This window comes from Micromonospora sp. Mcm103 (assembly GCF_024519755.1).
Classification (GTDB): domain Bacteria; phylum Actinomycetota; class Actinomycetes; order Mycobacteriales; family Micromonosporaceae; genus Micromonospora; species Micromonospora aurantiaca.
Genome location: NZ_JALJRJ010000005.1, coordinates 219,488 through 234,039, shown reverse-complemented (window position 1 = coordinate 234,039; position 14,552 = coordinate 219,488). Strand labels below are relative to the sequence as shown.

General features: G+C 73.8%; 11 protein-coding genes. 7 read left to right on the top strand and 4 right to left on the bottom strand.

What is annotated here, in order from left to right:
* Positions 1–20 precede the first annotated feature (20 nt).
* Complete coding sequence (locus OC439_RS10135) at positions 21–1,325, bottom strand: sensor histidine kinase (RefSeq protein WP_262013170.1); 1,305 nt, start codon at positions 1,323–1,325, stop codon at positions 21–23.
* Positions 1,326–1,715: 390 nt separating this feature from the next.
* On the opposite strand from OC439_RS10135, the gene OC439_RS10130 reads away from it, so the two are divergent.
* From OC439_RS10130 to OC439_RS10105, 6 genes are all read left to right on the top strand, one after another.
* Positions 1,716–2,486, top strand: coding sequence for a redox-sensing transcriptional repressor Rex (locus OC439_RS10130; protein ID WP_262013169.1), 771 nt, complete (start codon positions 1,716–1,718; stop codon positions 2,484–2,486).
* Entirely contained in the window at positions 2,483–3,856 is a 1,374-nt protein-coding gene (locus OC439_RS10125) for a glutamyl-tRNA reductase (RefSeq protein WP_262013168.1), read from the top strand. Before OC439_RS10130 ends, OC439_RS10125 begins: the two co-directional genes overlap by 4 nt.
* The gene (gene hemC / locus OC439_RS10120) at positions 3,853–4,839 is read left to right on the top strand and encodes a hydroxymethylbilane synthase (RefSeq protein ID WP_262013167.1); all 987 of its coding nucleotides are present in this window, start codon (positions 3,853–3,855) and stop codon (positions 4,837–4,839) included. Before OC439_RS10125 ends, hemC begins: the two co-directional genes overlap by 4 nt.
* Positions 4,836–6,416, top strand: a complete 1,581-nt coding sequence (locus OC439_RS10115) for a bifunctional uroporphyrinogen-III C-methyltransferase/uroporphyrinogen-III synthase (protein WP_262013166.1) — start codon at positions 4,836–4,838, stop codon at positions 6,414–6,416. The genes hemC and OC439_RS10115 overlap by 4 nt, the downstream gene beginning before the upstream one ends.
* A gap of 14 nt (positions 6,417–6,430) precedes the next feature.
* Complete coding sequence (hemB, locus tag OC439_RS10110; protein WP_262013165.1) at positions 6,431–7,414, top strand: porphobilinogen synthase; 984 nt, start codon at positions 6,431–6,433, stop codon at positions 7,412–7,414.
* Between the two features lie 486 nt (positions 7,415–7,900).
* On the top strand, positions 7,901–8,563 hold the full coding sequence (locus OC439_RS10105) for a multiprotein-bridging factor 1 family protein (protein WP_262013164.1): 663 nt from the start codon (positions 7,901–7,903) through the stop codon (positions 8,561–8,563).
* 32 nt (positions 8,564–8,595) lie between these two features.
* Here the strand turns inward: OC439_RS10105 and OC439_RS10100 are convergent, their stop codons facing one another.
* The 3 genes from OC439_RS10100 to OC439_RS10090 all read right to left on the bottom strand — a co-directional run bounded on the left by OC439_RS10100 (position 8,596) and on the right by OC439_RS10090 (position 14,285).
* Complete coding sequence (locus OC439_RS10100; RefSeq protein WP_262013163.1) at positions 8,596–11,865, bottom strand: lamin tail domain-containing protein; 3,270 nt, start codon at positions 11,863–11,865, stop codon at positions 8,596–8,598.
* Positions 11,866–11,956: 91 nt separating this feature from the next.
* Complete coding sequence (locus tag OC439_RS10095) at positions 11,957–12,973, bottom strand: GNAT family N-acetyltransferase (RefSeq protein WP_262013268.1); 1,017 nt, start codon at positions 12,971–12,973, stop codon at positions 11,957–11,959.
* A 67-nt stretch (positions 12,974–13,040) separates the two neighbouring features.
* On the bottom strand, positions 13,041–14,285 hold the full coding sequence (locus tag OC439_RS10090) for a lytic transglycosylase domain-containing protein (RefSeq protein WP_262013162.1): 1,245 nt from the start codon (positions 14,283–14,285) through the stop codon (positions 13,041–13,043).
* A 38-nt stretch (positions 14,286–14,323) separates the two neighbouring features.
* Here OC439_RS10090 and OC439_RS10085 point away from each other — a divergent pair, with 38 nt between their 5' ends.
* Positions 14,324–14,539 (top strand): FmdB family zinc ribbon protein, encoded by a 216-nt coding sequence (locus OC439_RS10085; RefSeq protein WP_194801505.1) that lies wholly within the window; start codon positions 14,324–14,326, stop codon positions 14,537–14,539.
* The last annotated feature ends 13 nt before the right edge of the window (positions 14,540–14,552 follow it).

Below are 14,552 nucleotides of genomic sequence, written 5' to 3'. Positions count from 1 at the left end.
CGGAGTCCGGGCGAACCGGGTCACCTCGGCAGTTCGGCGTGGATCCGGGTCGGCCCGCCGGCCGGGCTGTCCACCTCCAGCGTGCCGCCGGCCGCCCGGACCCGGTCGGCGATGCCGCTGAGCCCGTGCCCCTTGGCCACGTGCGCGCCGCCGTCTCCGTCGTCGGTGACGGTGATCTCCAGCCGGCCCACCTTCCGGGTGACCTCCACCCGGCAGGCGGTCGCCCGGCTGTGCTTCGAGACGTTCGTCAGGGCCTCGGCCACCACGAAGTACGCGGTGCTCTCCAGCCCCGGGTCGAGCCGGCCGGCGGCGGTGCCCAGGTCGTCGTCGAGCGCCAGCTCGGTGGGCACCAGGGCGCGGGCGGCGAGCGCGGCGAGCGCGCTGGGCAGGCCCCTGTCGACCAGGATCGGCGGCGCGATGCCCCGGGACAGGGCGCGCAGCTCGTCCAGCGTCTCCCGGGTCTGCGCGACCGCCTCGTCGAGCGTCTGCCGGGCCGCCTCCGGGTCGGCGGCGAGCTGGTGGCGGGCCCGGCCGAGGTCCATGGCGAGCCGCACCAGCCGCTGCTGCGGGCCGTCGTGGATGTCGCGCTCCAGCCGCCGCAGCGCAACCGCCTCGGCCGAGGCGGCGGCCCGCTTCTGCTCCTCCAGCGTGATGATCCGCTGCCGCATCTCGGCCACGCCGGTGAGCAGCGAGTACGCCAGCCCGGCCTGGAGCCGGGCGCAGCCGCGCGCCACCAGCGGAAGCGTGAACAGGGCGAACAGCCCGATCGCGGTGTTCAGGGTGATCCGCGCGCCCGCGCCGTCGCCCATCCCGAGGAGCTGGCTCAGGTCCTGGTCGTCGGTGCCGCGCGGGATGGCCCAGTCGTAGGTGATGTAGAGCGTGCCGCCCAGCGCCAGCACCCACCAGACCACGAGCAGCACGAACGTGGGCAGCGCCACGAGCAGCCGGACGAACGCGTGCAGCAGGTCCAGCCACGACTGCGCGTCCCGGATCGGGGTGAACACGCGGCGCCAGAACCCGGCGCCCGGCTCGGGCGTCCGGTAGACCGGGCGTACCCGGGGCCGGTCCAGCACCCCGGCGAGCCGCAGCCGCTCGATGTCGGCCAGCCCGCGGGCCGCGTAGAGGAAGCCGGCGAGGATCGGCAGGCCGAGCGTGGTCACCAGCAGCCCGGCGCTGAGTGCGATCCCCACCACGGCGAGCACGAAGCTGACGATCGCCAGCGGGAAGCCCACGAGCACGTAGGTGGTGTCGCGGGCGAGGCGGCGCAGGAGCCCGTGGACGGGGGACAGCGGAGTGGGCGCGGTGGCCAGTGGTGCTGCGGTCATGATTCGAGGCTATGGGCGCGTGCCCCGCCCACCCATCCCGCACGCTGGCCTGTTCGGGGTGGGGTTCTCCCTACTCGAAAACGTGAGACTCGCCTCGCCACGCCGGTCACGGAGCGCTACGGGCCCCGCGCGATTGGTCAGGGAAGTCTGGATTGAGCAATAATCGCCACGCGCCGCCGAGAGACGCGGTTGATCGATCTTGCGGGAATGGAGGGGCAGGTGAAGGCGCGTCGCGAGCTTTCAAGATCGCGATTTGTGCACCCCTTCACAAACACCTACTCTGTAGTTCCGACGCGCCCTGCTAGCACAGCCGGCAATCTCGGTCGCCAGCGGGAGTCCCGAAACGACCGGCCCCCGTCGCTGGTCGAGGATCGCACCGCACGGAGTCTCATGAGCCAGCACCGTCAACCAGGCGCGCCCGGTCGCACCGGTGCCGTACCGGCACTTCCGGACCTGCCCGAGGCGACCGTGTCCCGGCTCCCGGAATACCTGCGTGCGCTGCACGCACTCGCCGACGCCGGGCACGAGACGGTGTCCAGCGAGGGCCTGGCGAACGCCGCGGGCGTCAACTCCGCGAAGCTCCGCAAGGACCTGTCCCACCTCGGCTCGTACGGCACCCGCGGCGTCGGCTACGACGTCGCGCTGCTCGTCGACCAGATCTCCTCGGTGCTCGGGCTCACCCAGTGCCGCGCCGTCGCGCTCGTCGGCGTGGGTAATCTCGGTCACGCCCTGGCCGGCTACGACGGCTTCGCCAACCGCGGATTCCGCATCGCCGCGCTCGTCGACGCCGACCGGTCCCGCGTCGGCGAAGTGATCAACGGCCTGGTCGTACGGCACGTCGACGAGCTGCCCCGGATCGTCGCCGAGGAGTCGATCTCGATCGGCGTCATCGCCACGCCCGCCCCGGCCGCCCAGGCGGTCGCCGACCAGTTGGTCGCCGTCGGCGTGACGAGCATCCTCAACTTCGCGCCGTGCGTACTCTCGGTTCCGGACGGGGTCGACGTGCGCAAGGTCGACCTCGCCATCGAGCTGCAGATCCTGTCCTTCCACGAGCACCGCAAGGCATCGCTGACCGCGCTCCCCGCCACCGGCGGGTCCGCCCTCACCGCCCTGCCCGGCGGACTCGCGGCAACCGACACCCAGGAGGCGATCGGCACGTGAAACTGCTCGTCGTCGGCGCGTCCTACCGCACCGCCCCGGTCGCCACCCTGGAACAGCTGGCCGTCCCGCCCGCCGACCTCACCCGCACGCTGGACCGCCTGATCGCCCAGCCGTACGTCGCCGAGGCCGTCCTGGTCTCCACCTGCAACCGGGTGGAGGTCTACGCCGCCGTCTCCGGGTTCCACGGCGGACTCGGCGACATCTGCGCGGTCCTGGCCGACCAGGCCGGCTGCCAGCCCGCGGCGCTCGCACCGCACCTCTACGTGCACTACGACGCCGCCGCCGTGGACCACGTCTTCCGGGTGGCCGCCGGGCTCGACTCGATGGTCGTGGGCGAGGCGCAGATCCTCGGCCAGCTCCGCGACGCCTACCACTCCGCCGGTGGCGCCGACTCGGCCGGCCGCCTGCTGCACGAGCTGATGCAGCAGGCGCTGCGGGTCGGCAAGCGCGCGCACGCCGAGACCGACATCGACCGGGCCGGGCAGAGCGTCGTCACCGCCGCGCTCGACCTCGCCGCCGAGCTGCTCGACGGCGACCTGGCCGGCCGGCCCGCCATGGTGGTCGGCGCCGGCGCGATGGGCTCGCTGGGCGTGGCCACGCTGTCCCGGCTGGGCGCCGGACCGCTCACCGTGACCAACCGGGGTGCCGCCCGTGCCGTCCGGCTCGCCGAGTCGTACGGCGCGTCCGCCGTGCCGATGGCCGAGCTGATCACCGCGCTCGCCGCCGTCGACGTCGTGGTCGCCGCCACCGCGGCCACCGAGCCGGTGCTCACCCGCGACGTGGTGACCCGGGCGCTGGCCCGCCGGGACGCCGACCGCGGCCCGCTGGTCCTGCTGGACCTGGCCGTCCCGCGCGACGTCGAGCCCGGCGTCGACGAGCTGCCCGGCGTCGAGGTGATCGACATCGACCGGATGGCCGCCGTCCTCGCCGACGGACCGGCCGCCGCCGACGCCGCCGAGGTGGCCCGGATCGTCACCGGTGAGGTCGAGGCGTTCCTGAGCTGGCTGCGCGGCGCCGACGTCGCGCCGACAGTGGCCGCCCTGCGCGGCCGGGCCGAGGACGTCGTCAGCGCCGAGCTGCGCCGGCTCGGCCAGCGCCGCCCCGACCTCAGCGACGACCAGCGCGCCGAGGTCGCCCGCACCGTGCACCGGGTCGTGCAGCGCCTGCTGCACCAGCCGACCGTACGGGTCCGCCAGCTCGCCGCCGAGCCCGGCGGTGACCAGTACGCGGCGCTGCTGCGCGAACTGTTCGACCTGGACGTCCCGCAGACGTCCCCGGTCGACACCGTCCCCGACGTGGTCGCCACCGACTCCGACGGCCGGTCGTCGTTCGACGCCGCCGACGTCCCGCCCACCGGAGGTGCGCGATGACCGCCCCCCTTCGCCTCGGTACCCGGGGCAGCGCCCTGGCGATGGCCCAGTCCGGCCACGTCGCCGAGGCCCTCACCGCGGCCACCGGCCGGCCGGTCGAGCTGGTCGAGGTGGTGACCGCCGGCGACAGGTCCACCGCCCCGGTGCAGCGGCTCGGCGTCGGCGTGTTCGTGTCCGCGCTGCGCGACGCGCTGACCGCCCGCGAGATCGACTTCGCCGTCCACTCGTACAAGGACCTGCCCACCGCGGCGGCGCCCGGTCTGCACGTCGCGGCCGTACCGCCCCGGCAGGACCCGCGTGACGCGCTGGTGGCGACGAACGGCCGTACGCTCGCCGAGCTGCCGCCCGGCGCCCGCGTCGGCACCGGCGCGCTGCGCCGGATCGCCCAGCTGCACGCGCTGGGCATGCAGTTGGAGGTCACCCCGATCCGGGGCAACGTCGACACCCGGCTCGGCCGGGTGCTCGGCCCGGACGCCGACCTCGACGCCGTCGTGCTCGCCCGCGCCGGGCTCAACCGGATCGGCCGTGCCGACGTCATCACCGAGACGCTCGACCCGATGCTCATGCTGCCCGCGCCCGCTCAGGGTGCGCTGGCCGTCGAGTGCCGGGCCGACGACCAGGACGTGATCGAGCTGCTCGCGCTGCTCGACCACGCACCGTCCCGTGCCGCGATCACCGCGGAACGGGCGCTGCTGGCCACCCTTGAGGCAGGATGCAGCGCACCCGTGGCCGCGTACGCCGTCCTCGCCGAAGGCGAGCCCACCGACGAGGGCGACGTCAATCAGGAGATCTACCTGCGCGGTGCGGTGATCAGCCCGGACGGTTCGCGTGACCTCCGGCTGTCCCGCACCGGAACGCCCGCCGACGCGGCGGAGATCGGCAAGGCACTCGCCGCCGAACTCCTCGAACTCGGCGCCGACTCGATCCTCGGCCAGGACGCACAGGCCGGCCCGGGGACCCAGCAACTTGGGAGCACAGAATGACCCGCACCCGTAAGCCCGTAGGCCAGATCGCATTCGTCGGGGCCGGTCCCGGCGACCCGGGCCTGCTGACCCGCCGGGCGCTGGACGCCCTGGTCGACGCCGACCAGGTGGTCTACGACCGGGGCGTACCCGAGTCGCTCCTGGCGCACGTCCGCGCCCAGGCCCGGCCGGACGCCGAGTTCAGCCCCGCCGAGGGCGTGCCGGGGGACGTGGCGAAGGTGCTGATCTCCGCGGCCCGGTCCGGGCAGAACGCCGTGCACCTCGTCGCCGGTGACCCGTTCGGCCACGACTCGGTGGTCAAGGAGGTGCAGGCGGTCGCGCGTACCGCGGCGCACTTCGAGGTCGTGCCGGGCGTCGGCCAGGCCGAGGGCGTGGCCACCTACGCGGGTGTCCCGCTGCCGGGCGTACGCACCGCCGCCGACGTCGAGGACGTCACCGCGCTGGACTTCGAGGCGCTCGCCACCGCCGTCGGGCGGGGTTCGCTGGCGCTCGCCGTGGACGCCGGTGACCTGGCCGCCGTCCGGGACGGCCTGCTGGCCGCCGGGGTCGACGGCACCACAGCGGTCGGGGTGACCGGCGACGGCACCGGCGAGACGCAGTACACCACCACGTCGAGCGTCGACTCCTTCGTCGCGGCGGCGCTCGGCTTCACCGGCCGGGTGGTGCTCACCGTCGGCGCGGCCGTCACCGACCGCGACAAGCTGAGCTGGTGGGAGAACCGCCCGCTGTACGGCTGGAAGGTGCTGGTGCCCCGCACCAAGGAGCAGGCCGGCGTGATGAGCGCACGGCTGCGCGCGTACGGGGCGATCCCGTGCGAGGTGCCGACCATCGCGGTCGAGCCGCCGCGTACCCCGGCGCAGATGGAGCGGGCCGTGAAGGGCCTGGTCGACGGCCGGTACGCCTGGGTCATCTTCACCTCGGTGAACGCGGTCCGGGCGGTGTGGGAGAAGTTCGCCGAGCACGGCCTCGACGCCCGCCACTTCGGCGGCGTCAAGATCGCCTGCATCGGTGACGCCACCGCCGAGGCGGTCCGCGCCTTCGGCATCCAGCCCGAGCTGATCCCGTCCGGGGAGCAGTCCTCCGAGGGCCTGCTGGCCGAGTTCTCGCCGCACGACGAGATCCTCGACCCGGTCGGCCGGGTGCTGCTGCCGCGCGCCGACATCGCCACCGAGACCCTCGCCGCCGGCCTCACCGAGCGCGGCTGGGAGGTCGACGACGTGACCGCGTACCGGACCGTGCGCGCGGCCCCGCCGCCCGCCGAGATCCGCGACGCGATCAAGTCGGGCGGGTTCGACGCGGTGCTGTTCACCTCGTCGTCCACCGTGCGGAACCTCGTCGGTATCGCCGGGAAGCCGCACGCGCGGACCGTTGTTGCAGTGATCGGGCCCAAGACGGCGGAGACCGCCACCGAGTTCGGCCTGCGCGTCGACGTGCAGCCGCCGCACGCCTCGGTGCCCGACCTGGTGGAGGCGCTCGCCGCCTACGCCGTCGAACTGCGGGAGAAGCTCGCCGCCATGCCGGCGAAGCAGCGCCGGGGCTCCAAGGTGCAGGGCCCGACCGCCCTGCGGTTCCGCTGACAGGAGGCCCCGTCATGCCGTACCCCGAGATCCGGCCCCGCCGGCTGCGCCGCAACGCGGCCGTGCGGCGGCTGGTCTCCGAGACCCGCGTCGACCCGGCCGAGCTGGTCGTGCCGATGTTCGTCAAGGAGGGCCTGACCGAGCCGCGGGCCATCGCGTCGCTCCCGGGAGTGCTTCAGCACTCCCGGGACTCGCTGCGCAAGGCCGCGGCGGAGGCGGTCCAGGCCGGGGTCGGCGGGATCATGCTGTTCGGGGTGCCCGAGACGCGGGACGAGACCGGCTCCGGTGGCATCGACCCGGCCGGCGTGCTCAACACGGCGATCCGGGACGTGATCGCCGAGGTCGGCGACTCGACTGTGGTGATGAGCGACCTGTGCCTGGACGAGTTCACCTCGCACGGGCACTGCGGTCTGCTCACCCCGGACGGTGGGGTCGACAACGACGCCACGCTCGCCGCGTACGCCGACATGGCGGTGGCCCAGGCCGCCGCCGGGGTCCACGTGGTCGGGCCGTCCGGGATGATGGACGGCCAGGTCGGCGTGGTCCGCAAGGCGCTCGACGCCGCCGGGCACCAGGACGTGTCGGTGCTCGCGTACGCGGTGAAGTACGCCTCCGCCTTCTACGGCCCGTTCCGCGACGCGGTGGAGTCGGCGCTGGAGGGGGACCGGCGCACCTACCAGCAGGACCCGGCGAACCTGCGCGAGTCGCTGCGCGAGGTCGAGCTGGACGTGGCCGAGGGCGCCGACATGGTGATGGTCAAGCCGGCGCTGCCCTACCTCGACGTGGTGTCGGCGGTCCGGGACGCGGTGCACGTCCCGGTGGCCGCCTACCAGGTCTCCGGCGAGTACGCGATGGTCGAGGCGGCCGCCGCGAACGGCTGGATCGACCGGGAGCGGGTCATGCTGGAGACGCTCACCTCGATCCGCCGGGCCGGCGCCCAGATCATCCTCACCTACTGGGCCGTCGAGGCCGCCCAGTTGCTGCGCGAGCGTTACTGACCTACTGACCGCTGCTCGGCCGACGTGGCCCGTGCTGTCGGCTCGTGCGGCGGCGGCCGGGGCTCGGCTCGCCCAGTTCCTCGGTTTCGCCCTCCCCGTTGTGGTCGCCGCACGTTGTCCACAGCCCAAGGTGGTCACTGAGCGTATCTTTTTGGTCGGCAGGACAGTTCACCCCTCGCCGACTTTGCTCTGCAGCCATTGGCGCAACTGTCACGAACCGTGAGCGCTGCCTCGGTGGCTGCAAAGCAAAGCCTGCCGAGGTAGTCATCCCTGCCGCAGCGTTCGCGAGGTTTATGTCCGTTTAAGTCGGGTTTACGCTGAGGCCGGGTCACTCGCTTTGTTGGCAGCTATTAACGCTGAGTGAGCGTCACCCTCTGTGTGTGCCGGCGGTCGCTGCCAAGCGGGGTCGGACGTCGCATCCCGGGTTTTCCACAGGGGTGGAGAGCGGGGTTGCCCGGTCGGTGCGGGGGCGGGACCGTGGGCGGCGTGACAGACATCGCCGACACCGAGCCGGAGGCGTCCACCGCATCCGGCACGCCCACCGCATCCGGCACGCCCACCGCATCGGGCACGCCCACCGCATCCGGCACGCCCACCGCACCCGGCGTGCCCGCCTCGGCGGCGGCAGACGGCGGGCCGGCTCTGCTCACGGAGCCGTTCGACGTGCCGTTCCCGGCGCCGGGGATCGTCCGGGCGGTGCGTCGCCGGGCCGACACCAGCCAGCGCGAGCTGGCCCGGTTCGCCCGGGTGCATCCGAGCACTATCGGGCGTATCGAGGCGGGGACGCTGACGCCGAGCCTGGCCATGCTGTCGCGCATCGTCGGCACGGCCGGCTTCCGGCTCGTGGTCGTCGACGAGGCCGGCCGGGTGCTCAAGCCGATGCGTGACCGGGCCGACCTGCGCGACGGCGCGGAACGGCGGTACCCGTCCCACCTCGACATCGTCACCGACCCGGAGCCGGGGGAGTGGTGGGCCGACCGGTACGGGCTGGCCCGCCCGCCGGAGACGTTCTACCGCAACCGGGAGGTCCGGGACTGGCTGCGCCGCCGCAGCCAGTGGGAGGTGCGGGTGGCCAAGTACCGGAGTGTGCCGCCCCCGCCCGACCCGCAACGGTGCGGATACCGCGGCGGCCCGCCGATCCGCCCATGAGGGGATCGACGGGCCGCCGCGCGGCACACCGCTCAGTCGTCGTTCAGGATCGTCCCGACGCCGGACGGGTCGGCCAGCCGCAGGCCCGGCACGCCGGCCACGTACAGCGTGAGCTTCTCGTCCGCCTCGCGCTTACGGTCGCCGCGCACGGTGACCGGGAACGTCAGCGAGGTCCGGCCCGCGGCCAGCACCCGGCAGCCCACGTACGGGTCGTAGTCCGACCCGGCCTGGGCGGTGGTGCCGTAGGTGGTGGCGCAGATGAGGGCCGGCTCGGAGAGCGGGCGGGACACGGTGACGGTGAACGTCATCGTGCTGGTGCCCTTGTCTCCCTCGGTGACCGAGGTGTCCGCGACCCGCAGCGAGGCGCGCGACCGGAACCGGGCCACCTGCGGGTCGTGGTCGCTGGCACCCCGGTCGCCGAGCTCCGGCGCGTCGGTCGGGTAGTCGGCGTTGACGTGCGCCGTCCGTACCTGCACCAGGTCGTCGTGCATCGGGTCGTTCACGAACAGGTTGTCCAGCGTCTGCGCCTGGCCGCTGAAGGTGTACGAGTACGCCGACGCCGGCGCCTCCTTCACCAGGTCGTCCCAGAGGTTGTGCAGCCCGGCCTCGTAGAGCGGGGCGAGCTGGTCCGACGGGGTCGGGTTCTGGGCGGTGGCGATCGGGTCGTCCGGGCGGGGGAAGACGTTCAGGTCGCCGCCGTACACCACGCGGGCGTTCGGGTCGCTCGCCTCGACCGCCTGCACGATCGCCGCACCGTACGCGGCCTGCTCACGGCGCTGCCCGACCCGGCTGTCCGGCCCGGACGAGAAGTGGTTGGCGACCGCCCAGAGCGTGAACCGCTCGGTCGACCCGGGGCCGGCCTTCACGGTGAACCGGGCCACCTGCGCCGCGCGGGTGTAGACGTTGCTGCCGTCCACGCCGGTCGACCGGTCCACGTCGGCCGGCAGCACCGCGTTGAGCGCCTTCGGGTTCTGCACGTCCGCGTTGGACGGCAGCGCCGCCGAGCGGTACTGGACCGTGGGGGCGGAGCCGAGCAGCGGGTCCGTGGCGGTCGCCTCGGCCAGCGTCAGCCGGTCGGTCCGGTAGAGGAACGCCGAGGCGATGCCCCGGGCGTCCGCGCCGGTCCGGTCGTACGCGGCGGCGTACGCCGGGCCGCCGTTCGCGGCGATGGCGAGCGCCAGCTCCTGCACGGTGTCCGGCGCGCCGTCGGCGTTGTTGGTGTCGCCGCAGGCGAGCGCGCCGTCGACCACCGAGCAGATGTCCTGGTCCTCGGCCTCCTGCACCAGGATCAGATCCGGGCTGTGCAGCGACTGGACGATCTGCCGGGCCTGCACTGCGAGCTTGGCGGCGTACGCCTCCGGGCTCGCCGGCACGTAGTCGAACGGCGGGCTGACGCCGGGGCAGCCGGTGTTGCCGGCGAAGTCGCAGCCGTCGAACGGGTCGTCCCGGTAGTCGTACAGGTTCTCCACGTTGTACGTGGCGATCGCGACCTCGCTGCCGCGGTCGGCCGGCTGCGGCGGGGGGTTCGCGGCCGGGTCCGCGCCGCCGGTCAGGGTGAGCTGCTCGGGCTGCACGCTGTACTTGCTGAACGCGTACGAGACGGAGCCGTAGGCGTCCTCGGTGAGCGTGTCGAACGTGCGCGCCTCGGGCAGCAGCGCCCGGGAGTCACCGGCGGTCGCCTTCACACCGCCGGCACCCAGCAGGATGCGCTGGTTGTTGCCGTTGTCGAACAGCGTGCCGGGGATGTCGTCGAGCGGGTGCGCGTCCCGGAACACCCGCCGGGCGTACGGGTCGGACCGCTTCATCACCGGGTCCTCGCGGTCCAGCACGTAGATCTCGGAGTCGGCGGTGGAGGAGTAGATGTGCCGGGGCGCGGAGACGCCGCTGCCGGCGCGTACCCGCATCCGCTCGCCCTCGTGCCGCTCCCAGAACAGGTCGGCGGCGGCCGCCTCGGCCGGCGGGACCGCGTCGTCGACCCGGACCGCGGTGTCCACGGCGAGGCCGGAGTCCAGCTTGCGGACCAGCGAGGCACCGGAGAGCTGGGTCTGGTTGAAGTACTCGGAGACCCGGCCGCGCAGCACGACCTCGTCACCGACGGTCGGGGCGTACCCGCCGATGAGCGTGGTGAACGAGCCCATGAAGACGAACAGGCCGTCGGAGGTCAGCGGGTCGCCGTCCTCGGTGCCGAGCCGGCTCTGGAGGTAGAAGCCCCACTGGTCGGCCCCGGCCGAGCTGCGGGTCAGCGACATTCCGGTGATGACACCGCGTACGTCGTACAGCGTGGAGCTGGTGCCGTTGCCGCTGGTCGGCGCGAGCGGCGACCGGTCGGTGCGGCCGTCCTCGTCGTCGGCGGTGCGGCCCTGCACCTCGCCGATCGACAGCACGCTGGTGGCCTGCACGGTGAGCGTGCAGGTGGCGGTGCCGCCCTCGGCGTCGGTGGAGGTCACGGTGACCGCGTAGCTGCCGGCCGGCAGGCCGGTGGCGGTCAGCGTCGCGGTGGCCGTGCCACCGTTCGCGACCGCCGGGGTGAACGCGGTACGGCTGATCGAGCCGCTCGCCGGCACCGGCACGACCGAGGTGACCGCCAGGTCGGTGATCGTGTCGTCGGCGTCGGTAGCGGTCACGTCGCGGGTCGCGGTGGCGCCCGCCGACAGCGTCAGCGCGCCGCCGCAGGCCAGGGTGGCCGGCTGGTCGACCGGTCCGCCGTCGACGGTGTGGCTGCCCAGCCCGTCGAACGTGTCGGTGGCGAAGCCGGCCCACTGCGCGGCCGGATCGAACGGGTCCGCCGGGTCGGTGTCGCCGGCGGTCACCGAGGGCAGGCGGCGCAGCGTGTTGTCCGCAGTGCTGGTCAGCCCGCCGCCCCACTCGGTGCCCGGGTCGACGCCGACCTGGCCGAGGGAGTCGACCACCGTGCCACCCTTGCGCAGCACTATCGCGTCGTCGCCGTTGAACAGCGAACCGGAGTACGTCTGGTCGGCCTGGGCGAGGATCGCCGGCGCGGCCGCCGCGGCGGCGAAGACGAACACGTCACCGGCGGCGACGGTCCCGGTCAGGGCCACGTTCGTCGAGGTGGTGGCGCCGTTGAAGAAGAGCTGGAGCTGGTAGCCGCCGGCAGCCAGGTCGATCGGGGCGCCGGTGCCGTTGTACAGCTCGACGGCCTTGTTGTTCGACGACCCCTCGACGTACTCCGAGATGAAGAGGTCGGTGGGCGCGGCGCTGGCCGCGGTGGGTGCGACAGCGATCGCCGTGAGGGTGACGGCGGCGGTGGTCGCGAGCGCGGCGAGGGTGCGGCGCGGGCGCATGGGGCCTCCACGATGGGTGGACAGGAACTAACGAACGTTAAGGCTCTCGTGGGTACACCGTCCAGCCCTTCGATGGCCGGGCGGTGAACGGTCAGCGGTGACTGTCCAGCCGGTGCACCAGTTCGGCGACGTCCACACCGTATTCGCACCAGTCGCGGTCGGGGCGGTAGCCCAGCTCGGCGTTGACCTTCAGCATCGACTCGTTGTCCTGCGCGTTCCAGGTCTGCACCTCGGCCACCTCGGGCTCGGCCGAGCGCAGCTCCAGCAGCATCCGCGCCTTGATCGCCCGGTCGATGCCGTAGCCGCGGTGGTCGTGGACGACGATCGTGTCGTACTGGTCGGCCCGGGTCGGGTGCTGCGCCGGCACCACCACCTCGGTCAACCCGGCCACCTCGCCGGTCTGCTCGTGCAACGCCAGCACGATGTACGGCTTCATGCCGCGCCGGTGCAGCGTGGCGAGGCTGTCGCGCAGCCGGTCCGGGTCGTAGGAGCTGGGCCGCAGCTCCACGTCGTCGGAGTCGCGCACCTCGGCCTTCGCCCGCGCGTACGCCTCGATCAGCTCGTCCGGCGGGCCACCGGGCCAGAACTCCACGCGGTAGCCCGCGCCGACCTCGGCGGCCATCTCGGTGAGCGCCGGCCAGTCCACTGAGCGCAGGTCGAGCACGCTGCGGGTCTCCACGTAGTCGCGGGTGAAGCCAAGCGACTCGTAGAACCCGACGGCCGGGGTGTCGCCGACCACCTCCACGCCGATCGACTGGAAGCCCTCGTCCCAGACCCGGCGGGCGGCCACCCGCACCAGCTCACGGCCGATCCCGCTGCGCCGGACCGCCGGGTGCACCAGCACCTCGAGCACGCCGATACCGCCGAGCAGCAGCACGTGCACATGCCCGAGGATCGCACCGGCCGTGCCGTCCGGGGCGGCGTCGTCCTGCGCGACCCACGAGATCCGCCGCTCGCCGGGCATCACCTCGGACAGATACTCCCGCATGGAGCTCTCCCGCCAAGGCGGATCCTGCGGCAGATCGGCCGCCAGGACCGCGTTCAGCGTGTCCAGCAGGGACGCGATCTCGGCGGACGACGCGGTCCTGGGATCCCACTCGCGCACCATCACCCGTCTAGCTTGCCGTCAACGGCAGCCGGGGGGAAGGGTTCAGTCCGCGAATGTACGCGAGCCGTCACCTCACGTTGCGGCTGAGCCTGCCGTACTCGTCGGCCTTGTCGAAGACGGCCTGGGCGTACCGACGCACATCGTTGTAGGACAGGATGGCGCCCCACCAGTCGCCCGGGATGGTCATGTTCCGGCCGCCCTTGCACAGGTAGAGCCCGGCGGCCAGCGCCGCGTCGTCGATGTCGTGCGGGTTCTTCACCCCGTCGCCGTCGGCGTCCGCACCGATCTCCTGCCAGGTGGTCGGGATGAACTGCATCGGGCCGAGCGCCCGGTCGTGGACCCGGTCGCCGTCGAGCAGCCCCTGGTCGGTGTCGAGGATCCGGGACCGGCCGCCCTGCCCGTCGAGCGGCTCTCCCTTGATCTCCGGCAGGGCCCGGCCGTCGGCCTGCAGCGTGGCGCCGTTCGCCGCGCCGTGGCGCGACTCGACGTACCCGATGGCGGCCAGCGTGGTCCAGCTCAGCTGGCACCCACGGTTGGTCTGGGCGAGCACCAGTTCGGCGTACGCGTACGCCTGGAGCGCCACCACGGGGACGCCGGTCACCGCGCTGACCCGCTGCGCCCAGCCGGTGAACGCGTCGGCGGGGCGTCCGGCCGGCAGCACCGGGGCGGTGGTCGCACCGGGCAGCGGGGTGCCGGTCGGCGCGGTGGTGCCGGGCAGGTCGGTCAGCTCCGGCAGCGGGGGCGTGGCGGGCGCCGCCGCGGTCTGCGGCACGCTCTGCGACGGCGTGGCCTCGGCGACCGTCTCCGGCCGGCCGACCGCCGCCGGCACGACCACCGCACCGGCGGTGGCGGCGGCGGCGACCAGCGCGAGCAGGAACAGCGCGGGCAGCGTGGTGCGGCCGCCGGGCCGCCGGGACCAGGCGCGGGTGGCCCGGGCCGCGCCGACGGTGAGCTGTGTCGGGCGCGTCCGGACGGCGTGCGCGAACGGCATCCGCCGGCGTCGTCCGCCGCTCTCGGCCACCGCCTCGGCCTTCGTCTCCGGCCCGGCGTCGGTCCCCTCGCGCCCGCCGTCCGCCCCGGGCTCGGCGTCGGTCTTCGCGCCTGGCTCGGCGCCCGCGTCGGCTGCGGCGCCCGCGTCGGCTGCCGCGCCCGCGTCGCGGGGCGGATCGGCGGGCGGGTTCGGGGGGAGGGAATCGCGCTCGCGGCGGGGCTGCGGGATGGACCGGGTGCCGTCGTCGGGTGGCGCGGCGGGTCGCAGGGGCCGGGCCGTCGCTCGCCGTTCGCCGTCCACCACCCGTCGAGTATCACCCATCCGGGTGGCGACGTCAGGCCCGGCCGTACGCTTGGGACATGCCCCGGTACGAGTTCCGTTGCCGCGCCTGCGGCGACACCTTCGAGGTCAGCCGTCCGATGGCCGAGGCCGCGCAGCCGGCCGCCTGCCCGCAGGGCCACGCCGACACGGTGAAACTGCTGTCCACGGTGGCCGTCACCGGACGCGGCGGCTCCGCCCCGAGTGGTGGGATTCCCAGCGGCGGTGGTTGCTGCGGCGGCTCCTGCGGCTGCTGACTTTCCGCCTTCC

What these genes read in the sequence shown, in the direction of transcription:
- OC439_RS10085 (WP_194801505.1), top strand. Translation starts at nt 14,324, where the DNA reads ATGCCCCGGTACGAGTTCCGTTGCCGCGCCTGCGGCGACACCTTCGAG.
- hemC (WP_262013167.1), top strand. Translation starts at nt 3,853, where the DNA reads ATGACCGCCCCCCTTCGCCTCGGTACCCGGGGCAGCGCCCTGGCGATG.
- OC439_RS10135 (WP_262013170.1), bottom strand. Translation starts at nt 1,325, where the DNA reads ATGACCGCAGCACCACTGGCCACCGCGCCCACTCCGCTGTCCCCCGTC.
- OC439_RS10130 (WP_262013169.1), top strand. Translation starts at nt 1,716, where the DNA reads ATGAGCCAGCACCGTCAACCAGGCGCGCCCGGTCGCACCGGTGCCGTA.
- OC439_RS10115 (WP_262013166.1), top strand. Translation starts at nt 4,836, where the DNA reads ATGACCCGCACCCGTAAGCCCGTAGGCCAGATCGCATTCGTCGGGGCC.
- OC439_RS10090 (WP_262013162.1), bottom strand. Translation starts at nt 14,285, where the DNA reads ATGGGTGATACTCGACGGGTGGTGGACGGCGAACGGCGAGCGACGGCC.
- hemB (WP_262013165.1), top strand. Translation starts at nt 6,431, where the DNA reads ATGCCGTACCCCGAGATCCGGCCCCGCCGGCTGCGCCGCAACGCGGCC.
- OC439_RS10100 (WP_262013163.1), bottom strand. Translation starts at nt 11,865, where the DNA reads ATGCGCCCGCGCCGCACCCTCGCCGCGCTCGCGACCACCGCCGCCGTC.
- OC439_RS10095 (WP_262013268.1), bottom strand. Translation starts at nt 12,973, where the DNA reads ATGGTGCGCGAGTGGGATCCCAGGACCGCGTCGTCCGCCGAGATCGCG.